We start from the raw sequence: 22172 nt of genomic DNA, 5'->3' as shown, positions 1-22172 counted from the left end.
GACTATTCAGCCGCCAAATAATATTTTCTCTCCGGTCTGCCGATAATCCCGTACTCCAGCTCGGCCCGCGCTTCTTCCTTAGACACAAGATACTCGGCATAACGGCGGGCTGTTGTTCGTGACGCGCCCATTGTTTCTCCGAGTTCTTCCGCTGTCATCCCTCCGGCCGCAGTACGCAGCGCCTCTTTGATTTTTTTCAGTGTGATCGGATTGATGCCTGTCGGCAAATTCTCCGCAGTGACAGCTTCCTTAGGGGCGCCCCCGAAAATATGGTCAATCATGGATTGGCTGACCTCCGGCTGAGACAGCAGCACCTGCCTTTTTTCTTTATACTGGAGCAGCACCTGCTTGAACTTATCAGCCGTTACGGGCTTTATCAAATAGTTTGCGATTCCCGCCCGCAGCGCTTCCTGTAAGTGGCGGGTTTCCGTTGCGGCTGTAATGATCATAATATCAACGTCCGGAAACCGTCTCCGTATCTCTGGAATCAATGCTGTTCCGAGCTCGTCCGGCATATAAATATCCAATAACAGCAAATCCGTTTTGTGTCTCTTTAAAAGCAACATTGTCTCTTTGGCATTGCCCGCTTTGCCGATAATGCTGAATCCATCTAGCTGCTGAATCAATCTCTCATGGATTTGCGCAACCCGAAAATCATCCTCCGCAATCACGATGTGAATCAAATGGATTCCCCCTTTGTCTGTTTCTCCTTCGGTATAAAAACAGTAAATACCGCTCCCCCGCTTTTTTGATTTGTCAGTTCGATCCAGCCTCCCAGCTCACGCACTGACTCTTTTACGTTGGCGAGCCCGTAGCCTCTCTTCATCCCCTTTGAAGAGTAGCCTCTTTCAAACACCGCTTCCATCTTATCGGGCGGCACTCCCGCCCCTGTATCAGATACTTCGATAACAACATCCCGTCCGATATCTGTAATAAAACATGAGACCTCCTGTACGCTTTGATCTGCTACAGCTTCGAAAGCGTTATCAATTAAGTTGCCTATAATCGTAATGAGATGAGACAAGCCGACATGAGGAGGAAGAGGTCCTAGTGTGCTGTTGTCATCGATCGACAGCTTCACCTTTTTTTCCGATGCTTTGCTCATCTTTCCTAACAAAATCGCCTGCACCTGCTGCGAATGAATGTTTTGGAATAAAATATCATGCTGTTCATTTTGGATGGCGTATTCCTCTTTAATCAGTTCAATCGCTTCCTCGTATTCGCCAAGCTCAAGCAGCCCTAAAATCGCGTAGAGCTTATTGGAAAATTCATGAGTCTGGGCGCGCAGGTCCTCTGAGTATTTCCGCACCTCTGTCAGCGTGTCAATCAGCTTTTTCAGTTCTGTTTTTTCTCTGAAGCTGATAACGATTCCGTACCTCTGTCCGCCTTGTATCATGACTTTTGTATTGATAATAAAGACTTGGTCGTTGACACATACCTCCTGATTCGATTGCATTTCTTCCTGCTCAAGCACAGACATCAGTTCTGCTCCCGGCATCACGTCATCAATAGGCACGTTCATCACAGGCTCGGAAAGCTTAAGCATCTCAGCCGCTGATACGTTCATCATCGTCACAATGCCTTCACGGTTGGTGGCGATGATCCCTTCCTTAATCGCCCGCAGCATCGCATTCCGCTCTCGATAAAGAGATGCAATTTCGTGGGGCTCAAGGCCAAGCGTATCCTTTCTGATGCTTTTGGCAAGCGCGGCGGCACCGGCAAATCCAAGCAGCAGCACGAGTACAGCCATGAAGCTTAAGTCTCGCAGATGTCTCTTAATGCCTTGCTCTGTCTTCGTTTGCAGAAAATCAACGGACACGCTGCCGATCACTTGGCTGCGCCCCTTTTGTTCCTCGATAATCGGTGCGCTGCCACGAATCACCCTTTGTCCATCCGCTTTTGTCTCTGAGACGTGAGAGCCTCCAAACAGGATTTCTCTGCTTCTCGTCAGATGCTTATTTTCGCTATTGTCCGAGGCGATTCGGACCATTCCTTTTTCATCAAGCACATAAATAGCATAAGCGCCGGTCTGTTCTTTCATTTGTTCAATGACCTCCTGCGCCTCGGCAGCTTGCCCGTCTTTCGTCACGATGAGTCCCTTTGCCGGCGGCATATAGGAAATCGTTCTTGCCGTCTGCACCGCCAGCTGCTCTGCCTGTTTTCGCCCTTCTTTTGTTTGCTGAACGGCAAACGTGACCGTCAGCACGCCAATCACAAAGATCAGCAGCGCCGCAATCAACCCCATTATTTTCGTTTGCAGAGAAAAATGGAAACGCTTTTTCACCACAGCACCAGCCGTCCTTTCTACCTAGATCATACCATTTTTCTCCCGCGAATTTTCTTATTTTTCAAAATCCATTTCATCGATGATCAGAGTTTATGATTCAGATCAAGATTTTTCCTCTCCAGATTTCCAGCAGCCTGTTTTGCTGAACACTCCTTTTTTCAGGAAGGAATCATTCCATCTGAACATTTCGATATATATATAGTATCTGATTGATTTGGTGAAGGGCGGTGGTTATGGTGAAAACGAGTATTATTGTGCTGACTTATAATCAATTGGCGCTGACAAAACAATGCTTGGAGAGCATATGGACGCATACCGATGATGACTGTATAGAAGTGATTGTTGTAGATAACGGCTCTCATGACGGGACACAGGACTACCTCAAACAGATTCCTGCAATCAAAACGATTTTTAATGAAACAAACAAGGGGTTCGCGAAAGCCTGCAATCAAGGCCTTGAGGCCGCTTCTGGAGACAATGTTCTTTTTTTAAACAATGATACTGTTGTGACGAATCATTGGCTGGAGCCGATGATCAAGCTGCTTTATCATAATGATAAAATCGGCATGGTCGGGCCTGTAAGCAATTATGTGAGCGGGCCTCAGCAAATTTCAGTTGATTACACCAGTTTAGAAGGAATTGAAGATTTTTCTCAGCGCCATTGCATGCGGCACCGGGGCAAATCAAGAAGCGTTTTAAGGCTGGTCGGATTTTGCCTTCTTGTCAAAAAAGAGGTGCTGGACAAAATCGGCGGCTTTGACGAGCGTTTTGGAGGCGGTTCATTTGAGGACGATGATTTGTGCCTTCGCGCTCTGCAGGCCGGTTATCAGCTGAAAATCGCCCTTGATTCGTTCGTGCATCATCACGGGCATGCCACGTTTTCCGGCAATCCGGATGTAAGTATCAGCCGACTATATCAGGTCAACCGCCAAGCCTTCGTAGATAAATGGAAGCAGGATGTGACGGCTTTTATTGATCCCCAGCCAGAGCTGACAGCCCTTGTGCCTTCAAAAGCCCGCTCCATCCTGCATGTCGGCTGCGGCGCAGGAGCTGCGGGTGCAGAGCTGTTGAACCGGCAAACCTGTACATTGCACGGCATTGAAGAAGATACATTGCTACGTACAATAGCAAGCGCCTATTATGAAAAAGTCACTTCTGCCGATACCGAAACATGCCGCCTTCCTTATCCTGAAGCTTTTTTCGATGCCATTTTGATAGGAGACCTTTTGAACTGCGCGATGTGTCCCCCGCGAACGATTGAGGCTCTTGCCCTTTATCTAAAGCCTTCAGGCTCATTGGTTTGCAGCATCCCGAATACAGCTTATGCAGACACGCTTTTCTCATTATTATGCGGAACACCGGCACACACACATTTCATCACGCCTCAAAACGTAAACACACTATTTCCCGAACACCTTTATGACATAAAATCAACCACCTCTCATTCAGCCGTTCCTGAATCGAACATACAGCTATTTATACAAGAAGCCGAATATCTTGCCGGGCAATTTGGTTTGTCTTTGGATCACTTGTCAGAACATGCTCAGATTGATTACATGTTTGTCCATGCAATGAAGAAAAAACAGCCTGAAGCGGAGGTGGCGATTTGATTTCTATCAGTCTATGTATGATCGTGAAAAATGAGGAAGCCGTCATCGGCCGCTGCTTAGATTCTGTGCAGGGGATTGCTGATGAAATGAACATCGTGGATACCGGCTCAGTTGATCAGACGAAAGACATCGCTGCCCGCTATACAGACCGCATCTTTGATTTTGAATGGATAGACGATTTTGCGGCCGCTCGAAATTTTTCGTTTCAGCAGGCAACAGCTGACTATATTTTATGGCTTGATGCCGATGATGTGTTTACCGAGAAGGATCAAGAACTGTTCTTGGATGTAAAAAGAACGCTTGATCCGCATATTGACGCGGTATCAATGAACTATCACCTGGCGTTTGATGAAGAAGGCAACGTCACATCCAGCTTACGAAGATACCGGCTCGTAAAACGGGAAAGGGGCTTTAAGTGGATCGGCGCGGTCCATGAATATTTAGAGGTGTACGGAAATCTCCAACACAGTGACGCAGCGGTTTCTCATGTGCCGCTTAGCCATGACGCTGACCGAAATCTGCGGATTTATGAAAACATGGCCTCGTCAGGGAAGGATTTTTCGCCAAGAGATTTATTTTACTATGCAAACGAGCTGTGTGATCACGGAAAAATAGAAAAAGCGATAGAATACTATTTGCGTTTTTTGAAAACCAAGCAGGGGTGGGTCGAGGATAATATCAGAGCATGCAATAAATTAGCAGATTGCTATCATTCATTGGGATTGAAGGAAAAAGAATTAAGCTGGGTGCTCCACACGCTCGTTTACGGGCCTCCCAGAGCGGAAACGTGCTGCAGATTGGGGTTCTCTTTTTTAGAAAAAAACGATGTCCAAAGCGCGGTCTATTGGTATGAAAAAGCAATTGAAAATAGAGGCTCAGAAAGCTTGGCTTTTCAAAACCGCGCCTGCGCCACCTGGCTGCCTCATTTACAATTAGCTGTCTGCTACGATAAGCTTGGCCAGCATCAGCTTGCCTATCAGCATAATGAATCGGCTTTACAATACCGTCCTCATGATTCAAGAATGCTTGCCAACAAAACATACATTGAAGAGGTCCTGCAGCAGCAGGCTGGCTCCGGAGGTGAACATCATGGAAATCAATAAAAGGTCACTTGCTGATTCTATGAAAGAATATGAGCGAAAAGATAAAGAATATTACAAAGGCATCAACCGGCAGCTGTTTGACCTGGTAGAACCCCATGCGAAAACCATTCTTGAAGTCGGTTGTGCTGAAGGCCTGTTTGGCGCAGCTGTTAAGAAAAAAACGAAATGCTCCTATTATGGGATTGAATCATATCCGCCCGCTGCCGAAAAAGCCGCTCATCACATTGACGAAGTGATAACAGGAGACATCGAAACACTTAAGCTGCCTTTTGAAAAAAACACATTTGATCACGTCATCTTCGGGGATGTATTGGAGCACTTAATAGACCCTTGGGCAGTGTTAGCTAACATGAAGCCTTACGTAAACGAAACAGGGAGCATTTTGGCAAGCATTCCGAATATCGGGCATATCTCAATTTTTGAAAGTCTGCTGTCCGGCAAATGGACGTATACACAGGCTGGGCTGCTCGATAAAACACACTTCCGTTTCTTCACCTTGCAGGAAATGAAGAAAATGTTTCATGAAACGGGTTACAAGGTCAGCCAAATTGAGCCTATTTCCTTTACGACTCACTATTATGAAAAAATGATCAGCGGACTGGGACATGTCAGAGCAAACATGGGGATTCACCATGCAAATTTTGAGGAGGAAGCTAGGGCCTATCAATATGTCATAAAGGCGCAAAAAAGATGAAACAGCATGTAAATGAAAATTCCATTTGCTTCATTACATGTGTCAATGATGACACCCTTTATGACCTCTGCCTGAGGCATATCCAGTCTCTTTCAGTGCCGCCTCATATGGAGGTTGAGTTAATCGATATCCGAAAGGCTGACAGTATGGCCTCCGGCTACCAGGCGGCAATGCATCAGTCAGACGCAAAATATAAAGTGTATGTACATCAGGATACATTTATCATCAATCGTTCATTTATTTACGATATCCTGCATGTCTTTCAGCAGAACGATGCGCTTGGCATGATAGGCGTCATAGGAGCTGAAGAAGTGCCGCAAAGCGGGATTTGGTGGGAGGCATCTAAAAAAGCGGGAAAAGTCATTGAATACCGCAGTACGTATAGCTATTTGTCGTTTGATGAGATAGACGGAACCGTGAAAACAGTTGAAGCATTAGACGGTTTATTGCTGGCCACCCAGTACGATCTCCCGTGGCGGAAAGAGATCTTTGACGGCTGGCATTTGTATGATACTTCGCAATGCTTTGAGTTCAGAAAAAAGGGGTATTTGGTCGGCATCCCCCATCAGAAAGAGCCATGGGTCATACATGCATGCGGCAATGAGTTTGATTCTGACCAGTATTCTGATTACCTTGAAAAATTTTTGAGGGAGTATTTTAAATCATGAGGAGGCTTTAATAGGCACATCCAATGCGCTGCTGGTCTCATTTAGCTTTTGCAATTGAAAAAGCCGAAGTTAGTGAAAAGTTTTTAAGTGGTTTTTTTTCGATTTCAAGCCCAAATAGGCTACTTAGGAAACCTTCAAAATGAAAAAAGATTGTAGAAAATAAGTGTTTTTTCTACAATCTTTGTGAGGCCTATTACCTTTTTGGGTTGCTAAATTTTTCTGCTAATAATATTAATAAAAATAAGTTCTATTGCGCCTTGGTGCATAGGAATTCTAACTTTTATCAGTGTAAATTGAAGCCATTATGTAATCAATTAAGGGTTTAGTTAATTGAGATAAGTAGATTTAAAAGAAGTTCCAACATGTTATCTCCTCCTTTCATGCATTAATGAAATCGTTTTAATGCAATTAACCAATTGAGATAGAGACAAACAAGTCTAAAAGAAGCTCCAACATGTTATCTCCTCCTTTCATGCATTAATGAAATCGTTTTAATGCAATTAACCAATTGAGATAGAGACAAACAAGTCTAAAAGAAGTTCCAACATGTTATCTCCTCCTTTCATGCATTAATGAAATCGTTTTAATGCAATTAACCAATTGAGATAGAGACAAACAAGTCTAAAAGAAGTTCCAACATGTTATCTCCTCCTTTCATGCATTAACAAATCATGTTTTAATGCCATTAACCAATTGAGATAGAGACAAACAAGTCCAAAAGAAATTCCAACATAAAATCACCTCCTTCAAATACACGGAATATTCAAATAAATATTATTAATTTTTTTCATTGTTTACTTAATTTGAAAAGCGATATTTCAAGATAATAACTCTACTAGAACCCTTCTATAAAATTACAACAAAGGTTTATGTGAACTAATTGAGTAAATAATATCATGAGTTGAAATCTGGGTAAATACTTTAAATTTCTCTTTTTTAATATTTTTGTAAATATTCTGTTATTTTTTGTTTCATAATAAAAAACTTGAAGAGAAACTATATTCTTCTCTTCAAGTTTAGACTTTACCATATTCCTAATAATTTCCACCATAACCCGCCGATCACAAGCCAGGTGACAATATGAACGATCGACAGGATAAATCCGATAGACCACCATTTGCCTTGCGAAATGTAGCCTGCTCCGAAGAAGACCGGAGCCGCTCCAGAACCATAGTGGGTTGTTGACCCGAACAGATTGCTGAAGAATGCGAGGCTCAGCGCTGCTAAAAGTGGCGGTGCGCCCGCTGCCACGACCACAGCCAAAAATGCTGAATACATCGCACTGATGTGAGCCGTCGCACTTGCAAAGAAGTAGTGAGAGTAATAATACACAACAATTAAAATTAAAAATGCCACAATCCAAGAGAATCCTGATACAGATGATTTCATGGCGTTGCTGAACCAAGAAACCATGCCTAATTCATTCAGGAAGTTGGCCAGCATAACGAGCGCCGCAAACCAAGTGAGCGTATCCCAAGCGCCCTGTTCTTTCTTGATATCATCCCAAGTCAGAACCTGTGATAATAAAAGAACTGACAACCCAATCAATGCGGTTGTAGTTGCGTCGATGTTGAAGCTGCCGCCAAAAATCCAAAGAACAAGCACTAAAAGAAACACAATAACCATGGAAAGCTCTGATTTTTTAAATGGTCCCATTTCTTTCAGTTTTTCGGTTGCGATTTTCGCTGCGTCCGGTGTTTCTTTAATTTCCGGCGGATACAGCTTGTAAATCACAAGCGGCGTGATGATTAAACTTACAAGTCCCGGAACAATCGCGGCAATTGCCCAGCTTGTCCATGTTAAGTCCACCCCTGCGACATCATGGGCCAGCTTGGCAATCAGCGGGTTTGCCGCCATCGCCGTCAGGAACATAGCAGATGTAATCAAGTTTCCCTGAAAACCGGTTTTTAATAAGAAAGCACCGATTTTTCTTTCTGTTCCATCTGCCGGGCTTGATCCGAATGTTTCGGATAATGATCTGATAATAGGAAATATAATGCCTCCTGCACGCGCCGTATTACTTGGAATAGCAGGTGATAATATTAAATCACTGAACAGCAGTGAATAAGAAAGTCCAAGGGTTTTCTTCCCGAATTTCTGAACGAATACATACGAAATTCTCGCACCTAGCCCGGTCTTGATAAATCCCCGGGAAATAAAGAATGCGATGACGATAAGCCAGATGGTCTTATTCCCGAATCCGCTTAATGTATCCTCAATTGATAATGTTCCAGTTAGTGCAGTAACCGCCAATGCAAAAATTGCAATTGCACCCATTGGCAAGGGCTTGGAGATAAAGCCGATAATTGTCGCGACGAAAATCGCAAACAAATGCCATGCTTTAGGTTCAAGTCCGGACGGAGCGGGAATAAACCAGATGATTAGTCCCACAGCGACAGTAATAAGCAATGGAACAAGCTTTACTGATGACTGTTTTCCTGCGTCTTTTTCTGAAGCCATAAATAGGTCTCCTCCTATATACTTGTTTTCCGATCCCCTTTCCCATTCTACTCCTTAACTAAGTTAATAAACATTTTAATTAATTAAAAAAAACACAAAGGTGAGCACCCTTTGTGTTTTTTTCTACTTAATTTAGTTTACCCGCGCCCGCTTGAGATGTAACATTCGATTTCACATTCGCGGAAGCATCAATTGTTCCGTGCAGAGATGGCGTCCATCCGACAGAGGAGCTCAGCCCGTTTGCAGCCGATGCGTTGATCTGCGTACCGTTCAGCAATGTGCCGGAATCATATAAGGCCGTTCCTCCGCTGAATACGCTGATCGTTTTAGCAGCGGTCAATCCCGGAACGTCAATGGCATTGTTTTGTGCGTAAATTTTAGATGATTTTCCAATTCCCCAGGCATAGCTGAAAGCATAACTGGAAGAGCTTGTACTGCCTTCATAATAGTTGTTGTAAACGTGTACCTGTCCAAAACGGACTCTCGGTGCGCGCTGAACGATATTTTTGTAGCGGTTGTGATGCAGTGTGATTTTTAATTTGCCGTCATCAGAAGTTTTGCTGTCGCTTGATCCAAAAATGGAGCTTTTATCATGATCATGATAGAAGTTATAAGACATTGTAATGTAGTTAGCGCCGTTAGAGGCATCAGTTTGGCCGTCATGGTGCTGATATTCTCTTCCAAAATATTTTGGAGAGGTGCTGTCTGGACGGGAACCGTCATTAAATGTACAGTGATCGACCCATACATGTGTACCGCCGTTTATTGTGATGTTGTCATATTGTGAGTTCCAGTTTCCTGAACTTCCGTCAGTCGGATCCCATTGCGGAAAATAGTCATATGCGTCTTGGAATTCGATATTGCGGATAATGACGTTATCGCTCTTGATCTGGAAGTTTCCGCCCAGAATTTTAGCATTTGACCCTGAACCGACGATCGTCGTATTTGCAGGGATATCCACCATCACGCGTGCTTTTTGGTTTTTCTGTGAGCGTGCTCTGGCCTCTTCCTGTGCTCCGGATGGTTCTTTTTTGCCCCATGTGCCTGGGTCATAAGCCTTCAAATATTTGTTCAGATCGTACTCTGGATCTTTATAATCATTCAGACCAAGCGGCTTCAAATTGTCATCAACATTCATGTCAATCGTTCCCTTGATATAAATGATTTTTCGCGTTGTGTTTGTGTCCTTGCCCAAAGCCGAAACGAGCTGATTCCTGTTGCTGACTGTATATACGTGGGATGACGAGGCTTTTGATCCGCCTGTTGTGCCGGTCGAGTAGGCTCCCCAGCCATCATTCGATCCTAACGTCTGATGGCCCAAATCCGCTGCGTTCGCCCCAACCGGAGTCAAGCCTAATAGCAAAGCCGTAGCTAACATCACTTTTTTCATTCAGTATGAACCCCCATTTTCTATTTTATGAGAATTTGTTCCATTTTCTCACAAAAATATAATAGCAAATTCATGGACATCCATAACCGAAAATGTACCGCCTATTATTGCGGTATCCTGCAAAAAAACACCGCAAAGACCGCAAAAATAAAAAACCCCAAAAGGACGATAATCGCCTTTTGGGGTTACAATCCTGCGTCACACCCAAGATTTTACTTTTTCGTTGTCTGTCACAAAGAGAAGGACTTTCCCTTCATCGAGCCGTTTTTCAAACTGAGCCGCTTCGTCTTCTGAAAAACCGATTTCATGAATTTTATTGCGAAGCTCGTCCCCTTTTTTGTTAAACATGTTCCCTACCGCGTGTTTGAAACCTGTTTCTTTGGCTCCGATCGTGTTGGCATTGGTGTTGTCTGCCAGTCGTTCCGTTCTGTCATCGTCGTGAGTTAAGACGTATACATCCTCTTTTGCGACACCCATTTGCTGTAGTTTTTCTACATCCTTCATGAGCTGTTCGTCGTTTGTATATTCTCTTACAACTGGTTTCATTTCTAATTCCTCCTTCATCATTTCTATGTTATGGTTATACCCGATCCTGTTTCTATGAAACAGCATCCAGAGCATTAGGCATAAAAACAGGAAGAATGGTAGTAGATATTTATTTTCTGATCATGGTAAAGTGATAGGAACATAGTATTTTCAGAATAGTCTTAAATCAAAACCGCTGCACGGAGTGTCCGATTTTGAATCGCCATCTTTATCCGTACAAGCAGGAGGTATGTCCAATGCAATACTTTTCACCAAAACAGCAATACAATGCGTGGGTTGTGAGTGATTTAGTAAAACAGGTCTTCCATCAGCGTGTCGGCTATTCAGCAGGCATTCATCAGCTTGCCATCTTCGCCGAGAAAACATTTCACATCGATATTGACTTTGTTTTCTCTATTGTTATGAATATCGGAGACATTGAATTTGCGATCTCTGAAGAAATAGAAAAAAAATTGTCCGGCTATCTCAGCGTTCTCCTTCCCCATGTCAGCAGAGATATGCTTGAAGCCTCTAAAGCCAACGCCAGTTCGTTTTTATCCCACAGACATGGCGATGCTGTGTACGATTTATTTGTGCCAGATGACGCTTACATCAAAAAAACATAAAACAGAGGGCTTCTGTTTCTTTATTTAAAAAATATTGACATAGAAAGCCATACTATTATAGTGTTTATTTGTGATAATGATTCTCATTATTAAATTCAGAAAAAAAGGAAGAAAACAAATGCGCACCTATCCTAATAAGTTTATTGCCATCATCAGTGTTTTATTAATCGCTTGTTTCCTTATATCCGGCTGTTCATCAAGTCAGGATAACAGCGGCAGCAAAGCCGGAAGCAAATCTAAGGATTCAAGAGTCATTCAGCACGAAGACGGGAAAACAACAGTGACCGGCACACCTAAAAGAGTCGTTGTGCTTGAGCTTTCATTCCTGGATGCTGTCTACAATCTCGGCATCACGCCGGTCGGCATCGCCGATGACAACAAAAAAGACATGATTCAAAAGCTGGTTGGCAGCTCGATTGATTATACATCAGTAGGCACGCGAAGCGAACCGAATCTTGAGGTCATCAGCTCCTTGAAGCCTGATTTAATCATCGCTGACGCTGAACGCCATAAAAACATTTACAAACAGCTGAAACAAATTGCGCCGACCGTTGAATTAAAAAGCCGGGAAGCGACTTATGATGAAACAATGGACAGCTTCAAAACCATTTCTAAAGCATTAAATAAAGAAAAAGAAGGAAAAGAAAAACTCGCCGATCATACAAAGGTCATTAACGGTCTGAAAGCGGAGCTTCCGAAAGATGAAGACCGCAGCATCGTTCTCGGAGTGGCAAGAGCCGATTCCTTCCAGCTTCATACGTCATCTTCTTATGACGGAGAAATCTTCAGCATGCTCGGCTTTACGCACGCCGTGAAGTCAGATAACGCGTATCAAGAGGTCAGCCTCGAGCAGTTAAGCAAAATCGATCCTGATATTTTGTTTATTTCAGCCAACGAGGGTAAAACAATCGTAGATGAGTGGAAAAAGAATCCGCTCTGGAAAAACCTAAAAGCGGTGAAAAACGGACAAATCTACGATGCAGACCGCGACATTTGGACAAGATTCAGAGGAATCAAATCCAGTGAAACAAGCGCCAAAGACGTGCTCAAAAAAGTGTATAATAAGTAGGACAAAAGAGAAGCGAGGAGAATCCTTGCTTCTTCGTTTTTGCAAACAGACGCAGTAAGGAAGTGAGACTGTTGTATTACTCAGCCAAACGGCGCTCATCATCAAGATTAATGGTTTTTATCATTGCACTGATCATCCTTATTTTCGGGCTTGGGCTGAATCTCTCAGTAGGCGCCTCAGACATCGGCATCATTGATGCTTTGACATATCTTTTTGTATGGGACGGATCAAAAGAACAGCTTATCATCTCTACTCTTCGCCTCCCCCGCACATTAATCGGTGTTTTCGTCGGCGCCAGCCTGGCTGTAGCTGGGGCGCTGATGCAGGCCATGACAAGAAACCCTCTGGCTTCACCTCAAATTTTCGGTGTGAATGCGGGTGCATCGCTGTTTGTCGTTGCTTCTCTCGTCATTCTGCCGGCGTCGTCCTACTCATCGGTTGTGTTTGCTTTTGCAGGTGCGGCGGCAGGCGGCGCAATTGTGTATATGATTGCCTCTTCCGGTGGAATGACACCTGTCAAACTGGCGTTGTCAGGAATGGCGGTGCATTTGTTCCTGTCCTCCATGACACAGGCGATTATTATTTTAAATGAGTCGGGAGAGGATGTGCTGTATTGGATGACGGGTGCGATTGACGGCAGCAACTGGCAGGACGTCATGACCATTGCCCCGTTATCTGTCATCGGCATCGGGCTTGCCCTTGTGTTTTCAGGTCCCGTTTCTGTTCTCGGACTCGGTGATGAAACGGCAAAAGGACTCGGGCAAAACATGAACGGCATGCGGATTCTGATCAGCTTTATCATTTTACTTCTTTCCGGCGCTTCTGTGGCGGTTGCCGGCCCAATCGGCTTTGTCGGGCTGCTCGTCCCGCATATCGTCCGCAAGCTGATCGGAGAAAATTACAAATATGTGCTGCCGTTTTCGGCGCTGTTCGGCGCCATCTTATTGGTGTACGCAGATGTCCTGGCCAGATGGATTGCATTCCCTTATGAATCCCCGGTCGGCATTGTCACCGCCATTATCGGCACACCATTTTTCTTATATTTAGCAAGGAAAGGGCGAAATCTGAAATGAAGAAATCAACCAGAAAACAAAAACGCCCCTTGCTGGCCATCCTCATATTGGCTGTCATCTTGCTAGTGCTGTCCGTGATCAGCATCGGCTTCGGGGCATTGTATATTTCACCTGATGCGGTGGTTACGAATCTGTTAGGGATGGATCATTCCTTCGAGTTTATTATTCAGCAGTACCGGCTCCCCCGCATTATACTGGCGATTTTGGCAGGCGCCGGACTGGCCGCTGCCGGAGCCATTTTGCAGGGTGTCATCCGAAATCCCCTTGCGTCTCCGGACGTTGTCGGAATTTCAAAAGGGTCCGGACTGGCTGCCATGGCCGTGATTCTCATTTTTCCTGAGTCTCCGGTCTACGTGCTGCCGTTCTCCGCATTTGCCGGAGCAGCCATTATTGCGGTAATATTATTAATGATAGCCCGCAAAAAAAGCATTCAGCCTTCTTCCTTGGCTTTATCAGGCATTGCCTTAGGCGCGGTCTGCCACGCCGGCATGCAATATATGATGGTCAAATTTCCGGGGGACGTCAATGCAGCGCTCATTTGGCTGACAGGCAGCCTCTGGGGGAGAAACTGGGAAGAAGTCAAGCTCCTTGCGCCATGGCTTCTTGTCCTTTTGCCGATTGTCTGCATCCTCATTCCGAAGCTGGATCTGATGTCACTCGGAGATGAGCTAGCGCAGGGTCTCGGCGAAAACGCAAACAGGCTGAGATTCATTCTGATTTTCACCGCAGTTGCGCTGGCTGGGAGCTGTGTAGCCGTCGTCGGATCAATCGGTTTTATCGGGCTGCTCGCTCCGCATATCGCCAGAAGGCTTGCCGGAGAAAAAGCTAAATATTTACTGCCTGCATCGGCATTAATCGGTGCTATTATATTACTAATCGCAGATACATTAGGACGCGGCATCATGCCTCCGGTTGAGATACCAGCCGGCATATTGACAGCTGTGATCGGCGCGCCTTATTTTTTATATTTATTGAAATTCGAAGCGAGGAAACAGTAGGGAGAGGATACCATGGGAAAACTGGCTGCAGACCAGCTCACTCTTTCATATGACAGCACAGTGATTATTGACGGAGTCGATTTAAAGATTGAAGAAGGAAAGATCACTGTGCTCATCGGCGCCAACGGCTGCGGAAAATCAACAATCCTCAAATCGCTTGCCAGGCTGATGGCTCCAAAAAGCGGCACGGTTCTATTAGAAGGAAAAGATATTCATCGCCAGCCGTCCAAAGAAGTGGCTAAAAAGCTGGCGATTCTTCCTCAGTCTCCTCAGGCGCCAGAAGGATTGACGGTACAGGAACTATGCTATTTCGGCAGACATCCTCATAAAAAACTGTTATCCAAGCATACGCAAGAGGATCACGATATGGTAGAGTGGGCGCTTGACGCAACCGGGATGAATGAACTGAAGGATCGGACACTTGATGCCCTTTCAGGTGGTCAAAGACAAAGAGCCTGGATTTCCATGGCGCTTGCACAAGGCACTGATTTGCTTTTGCTCGATGAACCGACCACTTACTTGGACATTTCTCACCAAATTGAAGTGCTGGAGCTGCTGAAAAAGCTGAACCGGGATCATGGACGAACAGTTGTCATGGTGCTTCACGACTTAAACCAAGCCGCTCAATATGCTGACTATCTGATCAGCGTACTGGACGGAAAAATCTACAATGCCGGAACACCGGAAGACGTCTTTACCCAGCCGTTTTTCCGGGAAGTCTTCGGCTTGGAATGCTGCATCATGAGAAGCCCGATCGACCAGAAGCCGATGTGCCTGCCGATGGGACTGTGCCCGAAACTACGGACGTGATGAAAAAGGAGAGGATACCCTAGGCTGTCGAGAAACTTGACAGCCTTCATTTTCCCTTATAATATTTCATTCTCACATTTAATTGATGTTTAACTAAAAAAACATGTTATTCTTCTCATGTTCCACACGAGAAACTCTTAATATAAAGTTAAATTTGTTCTTATTGACCAACTTGTTAAAGTTGTATATCTCTTCGATTCTCAACAAGACATAAACTTTATCTCATACATAGAAAAGACCGAAAGAATTATAGTAAGTCATCCCTCGAAATGTGTGGAAAGACCAAAAAAAGTGACAAAATTAGATTGTGTATCAGAAAAAGAAAGAATCAAAACAGTGGTAAGGGGCTTTGCTATTGCAGGTTCAATTAAAAATCGAAATGCAAATTGACAGAATAATATATATTTATCACAAAAATATATTGAAGATTTAAATATTCAACGGAGCTTGGGCTTAATGTCTCTTTTTCTGATTCTCAATCCTGATAATTATTAAAAACATTTAAAATAAAAGCTTGCAGAAAAAACATTGTTTTTTGTACAAGCCGAACATTATCACACAATGTTAGTATACTTTTATCAAGTCTCTAATCTAGAATGATTAATAAATTGCTTTATTAGTAATTGGCCCATTAATTGATTCTCTAATTTTATATACTGGAATATTCTTTACGCACCTAATTCCCATTTCATTGTGTCGACAGAAAGGAATATCTTTTGCTCTAAAGGAAGGGAACATTAAGCCTGGATGAGAGAAGAATGATCCTCCTTTAAGAACGGCAAATGAGTTAACACTATTAAATGGTACATTCTCAAAAATAGGGTGGAAAGCTCTCTTTGTTTTAAGCTCACTTCTAGTCCACTCCCATGTTCCGCCGATCATACCGCATACTCCATAGGGACTTTCACCATTTTGTTCAAAAATATCACTTGTTAAATGATTTAATTCTTTATCAGCATGAGCTTTTAATAAATTTTCTCTCCAGGACTTTAAAGAAGTAATGGGTTCATTATAAAGACTTCCAGCATATTGAACCTTTGCAGGATCAAATTTATCTCCCCAAGGCCAGATATTACCTTTTTCGCCTCGAGCAGCTTTTTCCCATTGAAACTCGGTTGGCAATTCTTTCCCCTTATATCTTGCGTAAGCAAATGCATCATAAAAATCTATACCTGTAACGGGATGATTATCTAAATACCTATCATCCCAATATGTATTTCTTCTATGTTGTTTATTCTGTGGTTCATTAGGATGACAGAATATATGCCCATTTTCCTCTGTGAACTCGGTAAAGATATCATAATCTTTATTTGTAACAGGATACTTATCAATAAAAAAGGGAGGTAACCATACTTTTTGTCTAGGAACAGCATCTTTCCAATTAAATGTTTTGTCAGGAATTTCATTTTCATTTAAACCGAATTCAAAAAAGCCACCCGGAATTAATATCATCCCATCTTCTTCTGTTTTTTCGAATTCCTCTATTAGACTTTGAGGAATTTTTTCTTCAAAGTCAAAGTTATTAGGAAGGATACCATTTTGATCAAAATAATTTTTTAGCATTACTAGCTCTTCATATTTTTCAACACCGAATATATCTAATAATGTAGATAATACTTTTTGGGCCCCTAGTCCCACAGGTTTTTTAGGGTAGCTTATACTCTCCCGGACATCATCAATGATTGAAGACAAATATGCTAACGATTCTTCAATTTTATGATTTGCACACACATCCATAGCTTTAAAAGAAACTAAATCATCCGGATCCTGGGTTAGATTGATTATAGTTTCTACAGCAGAGAAATAAGGTACCCATTTTTCAACGAAATCAATTAATCTATACCTTATGTAAGTATTCGGGTAAGCAATACACATACCAAACACATTTTCAGCTGCTACAGGGTGTTGAATTTTATTTAGTAGAGTCATAATTCTATTATCGATTAAACTCTTAAAATCATTTTTTTTATTTTCTGGAACAGAAGTAATAAGTTCTTCAACTTCAATTAATATTTCTATATCTTTATTGTAAATTGATTTATGATCTTGCATTAATAGTGTCAATTTACGATAACCTCCCGATTTGTTTGTTGAAATAAGGAATAGCATTTAAATGCTATTCCCTAAGTGTTTACCATTTTTCATTAGTATAAAGAACCGGGCTAACAATCGATTTTCTCCAGTTTTTTCTTAATTTTTTCATGGTATCCCCCCCTTTAATAAGATATGTGGTTCCCCACCCTATTGATAGAATAGTCAGAGAACTTAAATAAACAATAACAATAAATAGAATAAAAGTAAATAGTTTACAAGGAGATTTTTTCTTTACTTTTGTTGTTTTAAGGTGTTTAAATATGTTTAAGCTCTTTACCGAGAAAAGTTATTCCAAGGGAGGATACATATGAGTAAAGGTTATTATTCTATTTTATTTAGCCAGACCACTACAAATTTAGGTTTTTCTCTATATACTATGGTAGTGATTTCGTTTTTGTTTAAAATGACCAATTCGACAACCATCGCCTCTATGGTGACATTAATAAGTATTATTTTTCGTATTTTTGGAAGTGCTATATTACCGTTAATAACAATTCGATTAAAACTGCATCTTACAATAATTATTTCTCAATTGATACAAATGCTGTTGTTAATATGTTTGTTCTTTTCTTTATTAAGAACTTACTCTAATCAAACTCTCATTTTAGTCTTTATTATTATTAGCTGTATTTCCTTTTTTAATGGATGGTTCTCACCTTTAAAAAGTGCAATTATAGGGGAAATAATCTCTCCTGATAAAAGAGTAAAGGCAAATGGATTATTATCTACAGTGGACCAAACTTTTCAATTTGTAGGCTGGTCTTTAGGTGGTCTCATAATTGCATTTTTAGGTGAGGGATATACCATTATACTTACTACCTTTTTGTTGTTTACATCTCTTATTTCTCTTTTATTTTGTCTACCACACGGCCACGCTAATCCTGTCATACGCGAAAAAAATTCTCCCAATAAGAGTATAGTAAGTGATTGGCGGTATTTATTTAGCCAAAAGAAACTTAGAACAATTATTATTATGGATTTAATTGAGTCATGGGCAGGAATGATTTGGATAGGTTCTGTCTCTTTAGCTTTCGTTAACGAAGTCTTGCATAAAGGAGAATCATGGTGGGGATTTATTAATGGAGCATACTATTTAGGTTCGATGATAGGGGGATTTATAATATATAAGCTGTCGGAGAGATTTCAAAATAAGTTAATTAATTTTATGTTAATTGGTGCTGTCTCATATGGAAGTTTAACTTTAATATATGGATTTATAAGTAATTCGTACTTAGCTCTAATATTGGTTCTCTTTATGGGGCCGGCTTATATATTAAGAGATCTTACACAAGAAACATTTATTCAGAACATAACAACCGAGCAAACTCGAATTAATATAATGTCTGCAAGGTCTTCTTTAGTACAGTTCATTTTTATGTTTTCAATTCTGGCTATAGGGGCTATTTCAGATTTCCTTGGAGTTCGTTTAGTTTATGTTTCAGCAGGTATTCTTTTATTAGTGTCCGCAATATATGGATTTTCTCAATTGCAATTCAAGAAAAAGGTAAATAAACATATTAGCTTTTAATAAATATCTAAAATTTAATTATGTTTTCGTTTGCTTTTTCGCGGTTTTATTAAAAAGTAAACATTACTTAATTGCCCAAAAGAAAATGGTCGATTACAATCGATTGTCTGTTTCAGAAAAACTCAGCATAAAAGTGAAAAAATTGAGAAAAGCTTTGCAGAAGCAAAACAATTGCATAGACTTTGCTATGGCAGATTGATGGGAAAGCAAAATGTGAACGACTAAGCTCCCCCCTCGCAGATGCTTGCAAGAATATGAAGAAGAATCGACATACACACTAGCTAATCTTAGCTAGGTGTACACAAGCTCTTTTTCTGTTCTGTTTTCTAATAATGATAAATGACTAAAGACAACTTTTTAAAAACAAAAGAGCTTGTAGAAAGCATAAGTTCCTCTATAACCTTTTTTGTATGCCAGCATACCTTTTGTAATTCCTCTTCTGTCCATGTTACAGTGGTGTCAACCAAGTGATAGGAGGATGAAAATGAAAGCATCTCAGCAGCAAATTCAATTAGCAAGACGTCCGCAAGGTGTTCCCGTTCATGAAGACTTTCGCTTTGAAACCATTCCGGTTCCTGAACCGAAGCAAGGGGAAGTGCTTGTCAAAACGCTTTATGTATCGGTTGACCCTTATATGCGCGGCCGTATGCAGGATACGAAGTCATATGTTGAGCCGTTCGCCTTGAATGAAGCGCTTTCTGGCGGGGTCATCGCTGAAGTTATATCAGCCGGGAATCATCTGAAAAAAGGCGATATCGTCATCGGAAACCTCAGCTGGCAAGAATTTTCTGCGGTAAGCGAGTCTGCCTTACGAAAAATTGATACAAGCCTTGCTCCCGCTTCGGCCTATCTCGGCATTTTGGGAATGACCGGCTTGACGGCATACTTTGGATTGCTGGACATCGGCCGCCCGAAGGAAGGCGAAACCGTGGTTGTCTCCGGAGCTGCAGGGGCTGTCGGTTCCGCTGTCGGACAGATCGCCAAAATCAAAGGCGCACACGTCGTCGGTATCGCAGGCTCTGATGATAAAATTGACTACTTAAAGAATGAACTGCATTTTGACGAAGCGATTAATTACAAAACCGCAGATGATATTCAAAAAGCGCTCGCTGACGCTTGTCCTGACGGTGTCGATGTGTATTTTGACAATGTAGGCGGACCGATTTCAGACGCTGTCATGAACCTCCTTAATGAGTTTGCACGCATTCCGGTGTGCGGTGCCATTTCTTCCTACAACGCGGAAAACGAAGCGGATGACATGGGCCCTCGCGTCCAATCCAAGCTAATCAAAACGAAGGCGCTGATGCAAGGGTTTATCGTAAGCGACTACGCCGACCGTTTTCCTGAAGGCGCAAAACAGCTGGCGGAATGGCTGAGAGATGGAAAGCTACATTATGAGGAAACCATCACTGAAGGCTTCGAAAACATTCCTGACGCGTTTCTCGGCTTATTTAAGGGAGAAAATAAAGGAAAACAGCTGATCAAGGTCAGCGATCCGAGCTGAAGATGAAAATGGGAGGGCTTTTTGCCCTCCTTTTGGGTTTATATGAGGTCAGCTACGAAAAATTAGCGTAAGAAAACCATCTTCATCTGGTTCCGTATCCTCCAAAGTGAAACCTGCTGCTTGAAAGCAAGCTAAACTGATTTGATTGTCTTCTTCAATGCATGCCACCCATTCCCGCACGCTAGTAAAATCAGGTTCGGTCAGCAGTTTTTGCAATATCCGTTTTCCGTACCCTTGAAGCCGGTACATAGGATTAACGATCAATCCAATATACGTCCGCTCCTCCCCGAACTCAATAACGGCCATCCCTGCTGGCAGCTGTCCATCATATGCCATGATGACAGTATCCTGTTCATCTTTATTTACCCGTGCATACCACTCATCTAATGGCAGCATGCCATCCATTCTCCGCCTGGTATCTTCATGTTCAAACCAGTGTTCAAGGATTTTCAGCTCTGGCTCCTTCACTACTTGAAATCTGTCTATTGAAACCATCTTCCCACCCCCGCGCGAAACCTTTTCTATTATTTTACAACAAAAAAGAAGGGCTTTTGCCCTCCTTTTTATTTCGTCTTCAATTTTCCGCCGGCATACACAGCTTCACTCACCTCCACGCCAAGCTTCTTCGCCATTTTCTTCAGCTTTGATTCCTCCAGTTTTGTAACGAGACTCAGCACGTTGCCCTCTTTTCCGGCACGGCCTGTTCTCCCTGATCTGTGAACATAGCTGTCTTCATCAGGAATATCGGCGTGGATCACATACGGCAGGTTTTCAATATCCAAACCGCGCGCGGCAATGTCAGTTGCCAAAAGCAGCGGGAACTCGCCCTGCTCAAACGCTTTAATGATTTTCGCACGCTCCATTTTTTTCGCCTCACTGTGAAGGATGCCAAGGTCGACATGATGGTACGCCAGCTTTTCCGCGTACACACTCAGGTTGCCGATATCTCTCACAAACACAAGCGCCTGCATGCCTTGAAGCCTTGAAAGCTTTTGCAGCAGCTTCACTTTGTCGCGCTGGTCACAGATGATGTATTGATGCTTCACTTTTCCCGCTTCCGCCTTGCTGCGTTCTACCTTCAGAACCTCAGGCTCTTTCGTCATGTCGCGGAGCACATCTTCTGTTTCTTTCTTCAGTGTGGCAGAAAAACAAAGAAGCTGGCGGTCTCTTAATGTCGTTTTAATGATTTGCTTGATCGTTTCACGATGCTCCGGCAGAACAAGCTGATCGGTTTCATCAAGTACGATCGTTTTTACTTCATGCATCTTGAGCTTTTTCGCTTGAATCAGCTCAAACACCCTGCCCGGCGTCCCGACGATCAAATGCGGATGATTTTTCTTCAGCTTTTCGACCTGCTTCTTCACATTCGCCCCGCCGATTAAGGAAACTGCACGTAATTCTGATCCCATTTTCCAGTCCTGGATCACCTGAAAAATCTGCATCACCAGCTCACGTGAAGGTGCTAAAATCACAGCCTGCGGATGCTTCTGATCAGGTTTGATGCGCTCCAATACCGGCAGTGCGTAGGCAAGCGTCTTCCCCGTTCCTGTCGGCGATTCAGCGATGACATCCTTACCTTCCATGATGAGTTCGGCTGCCTGCTCCTGTACAGGAGTCGGCTCTTGGAAGCCTGAAGCGTTCCAATTTTCTTTGATAAATGATTGTGCATTATGTAAAAATGGCCAAGTTTGCGTCATTTTGTTCTCCTCGATTCTTAAAATCTATTCCATAGT

Annotated in this window: 18 protein-coding genes and 1 pseudogene; 11 read left to right on the top strand and 8 right to left on the bottom strand. The window is 42.7% G+C overall.

All coding sequences use genetic code 11. The features are described from left to right. Positions 1 to 2 precede the first annotated feature (2 nt). Positions 3 to 683, bottom strand: coding sequence for a response regulator (locus tag LJF29_RS12740; RefSeq protein WP_229148906.1), 681 nt, complete (start codon positions 681 to 683; stop codon positions 3 to 5). Beyond that, positions 655 to 2287: pseudogene (locus LJF29_RS12735) on the bottom strand (ATP-binding protein). Before LJF29_RS12735 ends, LJF29_RS12740 begins: the two are co-directional and overlap by 29 nt. A 233-nt stretch (positions 2288 to 2520) precedes the next feature. Here LJF29_RS12735 and LJF29_RS12730 point away from each other — a divergent pair. From LJF29_RS12730 to LJF29_RS12715, 4 genes are read left to right on the top strand one after another with little or no spacing between them, the layout of a single operon-like run. Next, positions 2521 to 3897 carry a glycosyltransferase family 2 protein gene (locus tag LJF29_RS12730; protein WP_229148905.1) on the top strand — a complete coding sequence of 459 codons (1377 nt, stop codon included), beginning with the start codon at positions 2521 to 2523 and terminating at the stop codon, positions 3895 to 3897. Further along, positions 3894 to 5000: a glycosyltransferase gene (locus LJF29_RS12725; protein WP_229148903.1), complete on the top strand. Its 1107-nt coding sequence runs from the start codon at positions 3894 to 3896 to the stop codon at positions 4998 to 5000. Before LJF29_RS12730 ends, LJF29_RS12725 begins: the two co-directional genes overlap by 4 nt. Next, on the top strand, positions 4987 to 5694 hold the full coding sequence (locus LJF29_RS12720) for a class I SAM-dependent methyltransferase (RefSeq protein WP_229148901.1): 708 nt from the start codon (positions 4987 to 4989) through the stop codon (positions 5692 to 5694). Before LJF29_RS12725 ends, LJF29_RS12720 begins: the two co-directional genes overlap by 14 nt. Beyond that, a complete protein-coding gene (locus tag LJF29_RS12715; protein ID WP_229148900.1) occupies positions 5691 to 6362 on the top strand; it encodes a glycosyltransferase family protein in 672 nt (223 codons plus the stop codon). Before LJF29_RS12720 ends, LJF29_RS12715 begins: the two co-directional genes overlap by 4 nt. A gap of 1023 nt (positions 6363 to 7385) precedes the next feature. Here the strand turns inward: LJF29_RS12715 and LJF29_RS12710 are convergent. The 3 genes from LJF29_RS12710 to LJF29_RS12700 form a co-directional block, all read right to left on the bottom strand. Beyond that, positions 7386 to 8822 (bottom strand): anion permease, encoded by a 1437-nt coding sequence (locus tag LJF29_RS12710; protein ID WP_229148892.1) that lies wholly within the window; start codon positions 8820 to 8822, stop codon positions 7386 to 7388. A gap of 127 nt (positions 8823 to 8949) precedes the next feature. After that, complete coding sequence (locus LJF29_RS12705; protein ID WP_229148891.1) at positions 8950 to 10212, bottom strand: pectate lyase family protein; 1263 nt, start codon at positions 10210 to 10212, stop codon at positions 8950 to 8952. A gap of 198 nt (positions 10213 to 10410) precedes the next feature. Then, on the bottom strand, positions 10411 to 10758 hold the full coding sequence (locus LJF29_RS12700; protein ID WP_229148889.1) for a general stress protein: 348 nt from the start codon (positions 10756 to 10758) through the stop codon (positions 10411 to 10413). Between the two features lie 236 nt (positions 10759 to 10994). Here LJF29_RS12700 and LJF29_RS12695 point away from each other — a divergent pair, with 236 nt between their 5' ends. The 5 genes from LJF29_RS12695 (at position 10995) to yfmF (ending at position 15313) form a co-directional block, all read left to right on the top strand. Then, positions 10995 to 11363 carry a DUF3212 family protein gene (locus LJF29_RS12695; RefSeq protein WP_010333356.1) on the top strand — a complete coding sequence of 123 codons (369 nt, stop codon included), beginning with the start codon at positions 10995 to 10997 and terminating at the stop codon, positions 11361 to 11363. A 118-nt stretch (positions 11364 to 11481) separates the two neighbouring features. Then, positions 11482 to 12432 (top strand): ABC transporter substrate-binding protein, encoded by a 951-nt coding sequence (locus LJF29_RS12690; protein WP_229148888.1) that lies wholly within the window; start codon positions 11482 to 11484, stop codon positions 12430 to 12432. Positions 12433 to 12503: 71 nt separating this feature from the next. Next, entirely contained in the window at positions 12504 to 13505 is a 1002-nt protein-coding gene (fecD, locus tag LJF29_RS12685; protein WP_229148886.1) for a Fe(3+) dicitrate ABC transporter permease FecD, read from the top strand. Next, entirely contained in the window at positions 13502 to 14503 is a 1002-nt protein-coding gene (gene yfmE, locus LJF29_RS12680; RefSeq protein ID WP_229148884.1) for a Fe(3+)-citrate ABC transporter permease YfmE, read from the top strand. Before fecD ends, yfmE begins: the two co-directional genes overlap by 4 nt. 12 nt (positions 14504 to 14515) lie before the next feature. After that, entirely contained in the window at positions 14516 to 15313 is a 798-nt protein-coding gene (yfmF, locus tag LJF29_RS12675) for a Fe(3+)-citrate ABC transporter ATP-binding protein YfmF (protein WP_010333352.1), read from the top strand. Positions 15314 to 15913: 600 nt separating this feature from the next. On the opposite strand, the gene LJF29_RS12670 is transcribed toward yfmF, so the two are convergent. Next, positions 15914 to 17377 carry a formylglycine-generating enzyme family protein gene (locus tag LJF29_RS12670; RefSeq protein ID WP_024120544.1) on the bottom strand — a complete coding sequence of 488 codons (1464 nt, stop codon included), beginning with the start codon at positions 17375 to 17377 and terminating at the stop codon, positions 15914 to 15916. A 337-nt stretch (positions 17378 to 17714) separates the two neighbouring features. Here LJF29_RS12670 and LJF29_RS12665 point away from each other — a divergent pair, with 337 nt between their 5' ends. Together LJF29_RS12665 and LJF29_RS12660 are read left to right on the top strand one after the other, a co-directional pair. Beyond that, positions 17715 to 18935 carry an MFS transporter gene (locus tag LJF29_RS12665; RefSeq protein WP_229148883.1) on the top strand — a complete coding sequence of 407 codons (1221 nt, stop codon included), beginning with the start codon at positions 17715 to 17717 and terminating at the stop codon, positions 18933 to 18935. A gap of 484 nt (positions 18936 to 19419) precedes the next feature. Beyond that, a complete protein-coding gene (locus LJF29_RS12660; protein ID WP_229148877.1) occupies positions 19420 to 20439 on the top strand; it encodes an NADP-dependent oxidoreductase in 1020 nt (339 codons plus the stop codon). A 48-nt stretch (positions 20440 to 20487) separates the two neighbouring features. Here LJF29_RS12660 and LJF29_RS12655 read toward each other — a convergent pair whose 3' ends face one another. Then, positions 20488 to 20934, bottom strand: coding sequence for a GNAT family N-acetyltransferase (locus LJF29_RS12655; protein ID WP_229148875.1), 447 nt, complete (start codon positions 20932 to 20934; stop codon positions 20488 to 20490). 68 nt (positions 20935 to 21002) lie between these two features. Continuing rightward, positions 21003 to 22136 (bottom strand): DEAD/DEAH box helicase, encoded by a 1134-nt coding sequence (locus tag LJF29_RS12650; RefSeq protein ID WP_229148873.1) that lies wholly within the window; start codon positions 22134 to 22136, stop codon positions 21003 to 21005. Positions 22137 to 22172 lie beyond the last annotated feature (36 nt).

Origin of the sequence: Bacillus sp. LBG-1-113, assembly GCF_020708615.1 — a bacterium.
Taxonomy (GTDB): Bacteria; Bacillota; Bacilli; order Bacillales; family Bacillaceae; genus Bacillus; species Bacillus mojavensis.
Note: the sequence above shows the minus strand (reverse complement) of the source record. Positions and strands in the feature narration are given on the sequence as shown.